The following is an 8777-nucleotide window of genomic DNA, read 5'->3' as shown; positions in this document are numbered from 1 at the left end:
TCCACCGGCTCCTCCGACCCGAAGTCCTTCCCCCCGAGCCCCTACGTCCACGCCTACAACGCGGACGGCAAGGAGATCTACAACCAGAAGACCCAACCCAACACCAAGAACACCCACCCGTAAGCGTTTTCGACCCGCTGGACGCCCTCGACAGCCGGAGCCCCGGCGGGGCCGCCGAGTTCGAGGGCGACGTCGAGGTGGTCCAGGGTACGTCCGCAGCCAGCACAACCGCACCTCCGTCGAACGGCGCACTCGTGCGGGAGTCATGAGCGCACTCGGGACTTCGAGACCCCCGGAGTGACTTTCGGGAGCGGCACGGGAATCCTGTTTCGCGAGCGAACAAATCGGCTCCCCTGGTGGCCAACTGACGCAGAGTCGCCGATCCCTGTTGATATTCGGACATAAGGGACCATCACCCTGCAGACTTTGCCGATTCGATATCCAATCTGGTCTTCCGGGCCGAACGGCTCTGCGATCTTTGGAGGGCAGCAAAATCTTTACCATCACTATTCACGGAGATAACTCTCTTGCCATCGAGGAAGCAGGCCTCGCCCGAGTTCGGGGGCGGGGCCTTCACTACGCGCAGACTGCGGCGAACAGCCGTCATAGCGGCGCTCGCGATGCTGGTCGAGACGGGGGTCGCGCTCGACGCGATGACCTCCGAGGCCTTCGCGGCGCCCGGCGGCACCAAGGCGTCGGCGACCGCACCCAACACCGCGCCGGTCAACGAGGCGCCGGACGCCACGTCGGCGCTGCTGGCCGCGCGGCTGAACGGCCACCGGATCGAGGTCACCGGGGCTCGGACCGCCACCACCACCCTCTGGGCCAACCCCGAGGGCACGCTGACCCAGGACACCGCGGCCGGACCGGTCCGGGTGAAGGTCGGCGAGGCCTGGGTCCCGGTGGACACCACGCTCGTCGAGACCTCGGACGGCAAGGTCGCACCGAAGGTCCACCCGGAGGGTCTGACGTTCGCCGGCGGCGACGCCTCGGTGAAGGCCGGTGACGCCGTCGCCCCCGCAGCCCCGCCGGCGGCCTCAGTGGCCCCGGCGGCCTCGGCGGCCTCGGCGCCCTCGGCGGCCCCAGCGGCCCCGGCCGCCGCTCGCGCCAACCGCAGCGAGACCCGCCCGCCCGTCGGCGCGCCGACGCCCGAGGCCCAGCCGGCGCAGTCCACGCCCTTCGCGAAGCCCACCGAGCCCGCCCCCGCCGAGCCCGCCGCCCCCGCCAAGCCCGCCGAGCGCGAGCTGGTGAAGATCGGCAGCGGTGAGCAGCAGGTGCAGTTCGGCTGGCTCGGCCGGCTGCCCAAGCCCAAGCTGGAGGGCAGCAAGGCGACCTATGCCGACGCCCGCCCCGGCGTGGACCTCGTCCTGGAGGCCACCCGGACCGGCTTCGAGCAGTTCCTGATCGTCAAGGACCGCTCGGCCGTCTCGCAGGCCGGCACGATCGTGCTGCCGATCGACACCAGCGGCCTGGACGCGGTCCGCAAGGACGACGGCTCGATCGAGCTGACCGAGCGTCCGTCCGGCAAGGTCCAGGCGAAGATCCCCGCCCCGGTGATGTGGGACGCGAGGGTCGACCCGAACTCGCAGGAACACAACCACCGTGCGCCGGTGGCCATGGAACTGCGCGGTTCCGGCTCCGACGCCGAGCTGGTCTTCACCCCGGAAGCGGGCTTCCTCACCGATCCGGCGACCAGCTACCCGGTGACGATCGACCCGGCGCTCACCCTCGGGCCGTCCTTCGACACCTTCGTCCAGCAGGGCTACGACACCGACCAGTCCTCCTCGCCGGAGCTGAAACTCGGCAACAACGGCAGCGGCCAGGTCGCCCGGTCGTTCCTGCACTTCCCGGAGGGGCCGTACCACGGCAAGCACATCCTCTCGGCGAAGCTCAACCTCTACATGTTCCACTCGTGGTCCTGCGAGCCGTGGTCCTGGGAGGTCTGGGACACCGGTCTGGCGTCCACCGCCACCCGCTGGAACAACCAGCCGGGCTGGAACAAGATGTGGGCCACCAGCAGCACCACCACTGGCAACGAGGCCGCGGGCTGCGGCAACGCCTGGGCCAGTCAGGACGTGACGAGCCTGGTCACCGCGTGGTCGGACAACGGCTATACCAACAACGCCCTGGGCCTGCGCGCCTCCACCGAGACCAGCCCGTACTCCTGGAAGCGCTTCGACTCCGCCGAGGGCTCCAACCCGCCGTCTCTGTCGGTCACGTACAACACGATCCCGACGGCCCCGCCGGCGGTGGACGTGTTCCCCGCCCACCAGGGCAACCCCCGCTACACCTCCTCGGCCACGCCCACCTTCCAGGTGCTGGCCAGTGACCCCGACGGCGGCGGCCGGGTCGGCGCCGACTTCGACCTGTACCGCGCCGGCGTCTTCGTCAAGCGCGTCTACAAGGAGGTCCCGAACGGCAGTTACGCCCAGGTGAAGCCCGCCGACTTCGGGATCGCGAAGCTCGACGAGGGCGTCACCTACTCGATGGGCGCCCGCCTCTGGGACGGCACGGACAACTCCCCGTGGGCCCCCAAGGACGTGGTCGTCGTCGCCGACACCACCAAGCCCGGCGCGCCCTTCGTCACCTCGCCCGACTACCCGTCGGACGAGGCCTGGCACGGCGCCGCGGGCCAGGCCGGGCGCTTCACCCTGACCCCGCCGGCCGGCACCGACGACGTGATCGGCTACCTCTACACCGTGGACGGCAAGTCGCCGACGACGGTCGACGCGACCGGCGCGACCACCGCCTCGATCACCCCTGCGACCGACGGCACCCACGTGCTGAAGGTGCAGACGAAGGACCGGGCCGACAACCTCTCGGACCCGGCCGTCTACACCTTCCGGGTCGGCAAGGCGGGCGTGACCTCGCCGGTGGACGGCACCCAGGCCGCGAAGCGGGTCAAGCTCGCCGTCGACGCCCAGAGCCAGTTCACCCGGGTCACCTGGCAGTACCGCCGCGGCCCCGGTGCCACCGAGTTCGACGTCCCGGCGGCCCACCTCGCCAAGGCCGACAACACGCCGGTCACCGGTGCCCGGCCGCGGCTGGCCGACCTCGGCACCCACGCCAACTGGTCGGTGCTGGAGTCACTCGGCCAGGTCGGCGGCGTCGTGCAGGTGCGCGCGCTGCTCTACACCGACAAGGACACCGACCCCGCGTACCCGACGGCCTGGTCGACCTTCACCGCCGACCCCAACGCCGACGGCGCGGCCGGCACCCCGGTCGGGCCGGGCTCCGTCAACCTCCTGACCGGCGACTACTCGGTCGACGTCACGGACACCGACGAGTTCGGCATGGCCACCAAGCGCTCCTCCTCCTCGCGCGGCACCGGCCGCGGCTGGCAGGAGCAGGGCGAGCGGCTGACCGCGAACCAGCAGCAGGTGTCCACCGACACCACCGGCTTCCTGGCGACCCCCGGCACCGCGCTGCGCGCCACCGACCGGGGCCAGGGCTCCTCGACCGACTCGCTCAAGGTGCTGCCGGACGCCAACAAGTCCGGTGACACCTACGCCCTGCTCGGTGGCTCGGGCGGCCTGCAGCTGGGCATGAAGCCCGGCCACACCTACCGGGTCAAGGCCTGGGTCTACGTGCCGTCCTCGACCGGCCTGACCGCCGGGTACGACGACCGCGGCATGCGGATCGTGGTCGTCCACGGCAAGGCCGGAGCGCTCACCACGACCGTCTCGCGCAAGGCGCCGTACACCGACGCCTGGGCGGAGCTCACCACCGACGTCACGCTCGCCGCGGACGCCACCGAGGCGCAGGTCCGGCTCTACAACGGGCACTCGGACAACGCCGACAAGCCCGTCTACTTCGACGGCATGTCGGTGCGCGAGCTGGTCGCACCGTTCGGTCCGCAGTGGGCCGGCGGGGCACAGGGCGAGGCGGCCGAGTACGTCTCGCTCGCCTTCCCGAGCGCCGACGCCGCGGTGCTCAAGGCCACCGACGACACCTCGGTCACCTTCGCCCGGGCGCAGGACGGCACGCTCTACCCCGAGCCCGGTGCCGAGCACCTCGGCCTCAAGGCGACCGGCGGTACCTACACACTGTCCGAACTGGACGGCTCCACCACGGTGTTCGCCCGCCAGGGCGACTCCGACGTGTACACCGTGCAGTCCTCCACCGGTCCGGACGCCGCGTCGACCACCCGGTACGTCTACGACTCCACCGACCGGCGCGCGCTGGTCAAGCGGGTGATCGCACCCGTGGAACCGGGCGTGGACGACGCCAACGGCTGCGCCGTGGACCCGCTGCCGCGCGGTTGCGAGGTCACCGACTACGACTACGCGACCAGCACAACGGCCGCCGCCGGTGCCCCCGGCGACTTCACCGACCGGGTGAAGTCGGTCAAGGTCTGGTCGTGGAACCCGGCGACGTCCAAGCAGGAGGCCGTCGAGGTCGCGCACTACCTGTACGACGACCGCGGCCGCCTCGTCCAGGTCTGGGACCCCCGCCTGGCCCAGCCGTTGAAGACGGCGTACGGCTACGACGACGCGGGCCGGGTCACCCGGATCTCCCCGGCCGGGGACCTGCCGTGGGACTTCGACTACGGCAAGGCCGCGGCCGACCAGGACCCGGGCCGCCTGCTCAAGGTGCGGCGCGCCGCGCTGGCGCAGGGCTCCAAGGACCAGGTCGTCGGCGAGACCGCGACGGCCGTCGTCTACGACGTGCCGCTGACCCGCGCGTCGGGCGGTCCGTACGACCTGGCCGGTTCGGACGTGGCCAAGTGGGCGCAGACCGACGCCCCCACCGACGCCACCGCCGTGTACGGCCCCGAGGACGACCCGGGCACCGGCACCGCCTCGGCCGCCAAGCCGGGACCGGATGGGTACAAGCCGGCCACCGTCCACTACCTCAACGCCTCCGGCAACGAGGTCAACACGGCCAGCCCGTCCGTCACCCCCGGCGGTGACATCGACACCCAGGAGTACGACCGCTACGGCCACCCCGTCCGCACCCTGGAGGCGACGGACCGCGCGATCGCGCTCGGCACCCACCCGGAATCCGAGCGCCTCGTCGCGGAACTGGGCCTGCCGGCCGACTCCGCCTCCCGCGCCCGGCTGCTGGACCACCGGACGGTCTTCTCCGCGGACGGCCTCGACGTCGTCGACACGCTCGGCCCGGTCTACCGCGCCTCGCTCGCCGAGCAGGTCGAGGGCCAGAGCGCGCCCGCGTCCGCCACGGCCGAGGGCGAGAGCCTGGTCCAGCTGGGCGCGACCGACCCGGTTCGGGTGCAGACGCTCGCCCAGTGCTGCGCGGGGGCCGGCTGGTCCGGCGGCGCGCAGGTGTTCTTCGGCGCCAACGAGGTCGGGGACAACGCCTCCTTCCGGGTCTCGGTGCCCGAGGAGGGCGAGTACCAGCTCGGCGCGCTGCTGACGAAGGCGCCCGACTACGGCATCGTCCAGCTGTCGGTCGACGGCCAGAACGTCGGCGGCACCTTCGACGGCTACGGCCCGAGCGTCACCAGTACCGCCTTCACGGCCGGGGGGACGGTCCGGCTCGCCCGGGGTGACCACGAGCTGCGGCTCACCGTCACCGGGAAGAACCCGGCCGCCGTCGCGCCGTACTACCAGGCGGGTCTGGACCGGGTCACCCTGACCAAGACCACGCTCAACCCGACCCTCCCGGCCGGCACCCCGGTCGTCGCCCGGGACCACAACACCAACACCTACGACGAGGGCAAGCCCGACGGCCGGGCCTACCACCTGGTCACCACCGCCACCGACGGCGCCCGCATCGACGGCTACGCCGACGACGTCGAACTGCGCGTCACCAGGACCGGCTACGACGCGCCGATCGGCGGCACCTCCGGCTGGACGGTGAAGGCCGCGACCTCGGTCACCACCGACGCGCTCGGCGCCAAGCTGACCGCGTACGTGAAGCACGACGCCGCCGGCCGAGCCGTCGAGTCCCGCAAGCCGGGCTCGACCGGGAACGACGCGGGCACCGTCAAGTCGGTGTTCTACACCGCCGGGGCCAACCCGGACGACGCCCTGTGCGGCAACCGTCCGGAGTGGGCCGGCAGCCCGTGCGCCACCCTGCCGGGCGGTGCGGTCACCGGGGCGGACTCGACCCGAATGCCGACGACGCTCCCGGTCAAGCGGGTCACCCGCTACTCGCCGTTCGGCGAGCCGGAGGAGACCACCGAGACCAACGCGGGCAAGTCCCGCAAGACCGTCATCGGCTACGACGCCGCGGACCGGGTCGTCTCCACCGAGATCAGCTCGGACGAGGGCCAGCCGCTGCCCCCGGTCACCACCGAGTACGACCCGGCGACGGGCGACGCGGTGCGGACCACGGCGGGCGGCAAGTCGATCACCCGCGTCATGGACGCACTCGGCCGCCTGGTCTCGTACACGGACGCCGACGGTGGCACCACCACCACGGAGTTCGACCGGTTCGGCAAGCCGGTGAAGGTGAGCGACCCGACCGGGTCCACCACGTACACCTACGACCGCGCGAAGGAGCCGCGCGGCCTGGTCACCTCGGTCAACGACAGCGTCGCGGGCGAGTTCACCGCCAGCTACGGCCCGGACGGCCAGCTGGTGGAGCAGACCTACCCCGGCGGGATCGTCCGCAAGGACACCTTCAACGCCGTCGGCGAGGCCACCGGCCGTACCTACACCCGCAGTTCGGACAACTCCGTGGTCTGGGCGCAGACCAGTGACGTCTCCACCCAGGGCCAGGTGGCCAAGAACACCAGCTCCACCGCCACCCGCAGCTACGAGTACGACCGGCTCGGCCGCCTGGTGAAGGCCCGCCAGTCGACCACCACCAGCGGCTGCGTCACCCGGCAGTACGCGTTCGACGGCCACTCCAACCGACTGTCGAAGACCACCCTGCCCTCGGCCCCCGACGGCACCTGCGGCACCACCGGGGCCGTCGCGGAGAACCACACCTACGACAGTGCCGACCGGCTCACCGACGCGGCCTTCGCCTACGACGCCTTCGGGCGCACGGTGAGGACCGCGACCGGCTCCGCCAACACCTACTGGGCGAACGACAAGGTCGCCGCCCAGGAGAAGGGGGACACCAAGCAGCAGTGGGCCCTGGACGCCGCCCACCGCTTCACCGCGTTCACCACATCCAAGAAGCAGGCCGACGGCACCTGGGCCAACGCCACGTCGAAGCTGAACCACTACGGCGACGACTCCGACGAGGTCCGCTGGACGGTCGAGGACACCACCCAGGGCACCGTCACCCGCAACGTCTCCGGCCCGGACTCCGACCTGGTGGCCACCACCGGCAAGTCAGGTGACGTCCAGCTCCAGCTGACCGACCTGTTCGGCTCGGTGGTCCTCACCACGGACCCGGCGCTGACCAAGCCGGTGGTGCTGGACTTCGACGAGTTCGGCATCCCGCAGGACGGCCAGGCCGCGGTCCGCTACGGCTGGCTCGGCGGCAAGCAGCGCTCCGCCGAGGCCCAGGACGGCGACGTCCTGATGGGCGCACGCCTGTACAGCCCGGCCCTCGGCCGCTTCCTCCAGGTCGACCCGATGCCGGGCGGCAACGCGAGCCCGTACGACTACTGCACCGGCGACCCGATCAACTGCACCGACCTCGACGGCAACTGGGGCATGCCCAAGTGGCTCAAGAAGACGGTGCACGTCGTCGCCAGGGTCTCCGAGGTGGCGTCGTACATCCCCGGCCCGATCGGCTCGGTGGCCGCCGGCATCTCGGCGGTCTCGTACGCGGCCACCGGCAACTGGCGCAAGGCCGCCGAGATGGGCGTCACCGCCGCGGCCGGCCTGGTCGGCGCCAACACCGCGGTGCGGGCCGGCTTCACCGCCGCACGCGCGACCCGCGCCGCCAGCCGGACCAGGAGGTTCGCCTCCCGCGCCCGGTCCGTGTTCCGCCGCACCGGCTGCAACTCCTTCGCCCCCGACACCCCGGTGCTCATGGGCGACGGCGGACAGCTGCCGATCGGCGCGGTGCAGGTCGGCGACGAGGTGCTGTCCACCGACCCGGCCACCGGCGAGACCCGGCCCGAGCCGGTCCTGTCGGTCATCTACGGGTACGGCACCAAGCACCTGGTCGACATCGAGACCGCGGCGGACCGAAGCGCCGAGGCGGGTCGGGGCACCGAGGCGGGTCTCGGCACCGGGGCGCAGCGCGGCACCGAGGCGGGTCAGGCGCTGCGCGCCACCGCCGAGCACCCCGTCTGGGTGCGCGGCCGGGGCTGGACCGACGCCGCCGAGGTGCGCGTCGGCGACGCCCTGGTGACCCCGGCCGGCACCCCGATCACCGTCACCCGGGTGACCGACCTGGGCGAGGTCCCCGACCAGCTGGTCGTCAACCTCACCATCGGCGACCAGCACACCTACAGCGTCCGCTCCGGCGACGACTGGGTGGTCGCGCACAACCGGAACTCCTGCCAGATCGACCTGCCGCACATCCTCGGCGGGCACGGTGCGGGCAGCCGGATCGCGGGCAAGAGCCGCTTCCGCTCGCGTAACGTCAAGGAGGTCAAGTACCTCATCCACACCACCATCAAGAAGGGAAAGAGCCGGCCCAACACCGGTGGCCGTGAAGGCCGGATCTACGAGCACGACTTCGGCCGGATCATCGGCCGGGACGGCAACGGCCGGCACACGACCCGGCTGCGCGTCGTGGTGAAGACCAAGCGGGGCAGGAGGACGGCCAGGACGGCCCACCCCTACTGACCCTGAACCGGGGCGGGGGGGGGGGGGGGGGGGGGGGCGGGTGGGGGGGGGGGGGGTGTCCCCCCCCCCCACAGACAAGACCACGGGCCAGATTTCCTTCTCCCCCCCCCACAA

The 8777-nt window shown here is 72.0% G+C and carries 1 protein-coding gene; it reads left to right on the top strand.

Going from position 1 to position 8777, the window contains the following annotated elements; translation table 11 throughout:
• The first annotated feature begins 620 nt into the window (after nucleotides 1-620).
• Nucleotides 621-8663 (top strand): DNRLRE domain-containing protein, encoded by an 8043-nt coding sequence (locus ACZ4W5_RS37435; RefSeq protein ID WP_465659671.1) that lies wholly within the window; start codon nucleotides 621-623, stop codon nucleotides 8661-8663.
• The last annotated feature ends 114 nt before the right edge of the window (nucleotides 8664-8777 follow it).

This window comes from Kitasatospora sp. NPDC029367 (genome assembly GCF_055569135.1).
This window is presented reverse-complemented; position numbering and strand designations above follow the sequence as displayed.

Bases quoted from the DNA above. Each gene is read 5' to 3' on its own strand.
- ACZ4W5_RS37435 (WP_465659671.1), top strand. From the start codon at position 621: ATGCTGGTCGAGACGGGGGTCGCGCTCGACGCGATGACCTCCGAGGCC.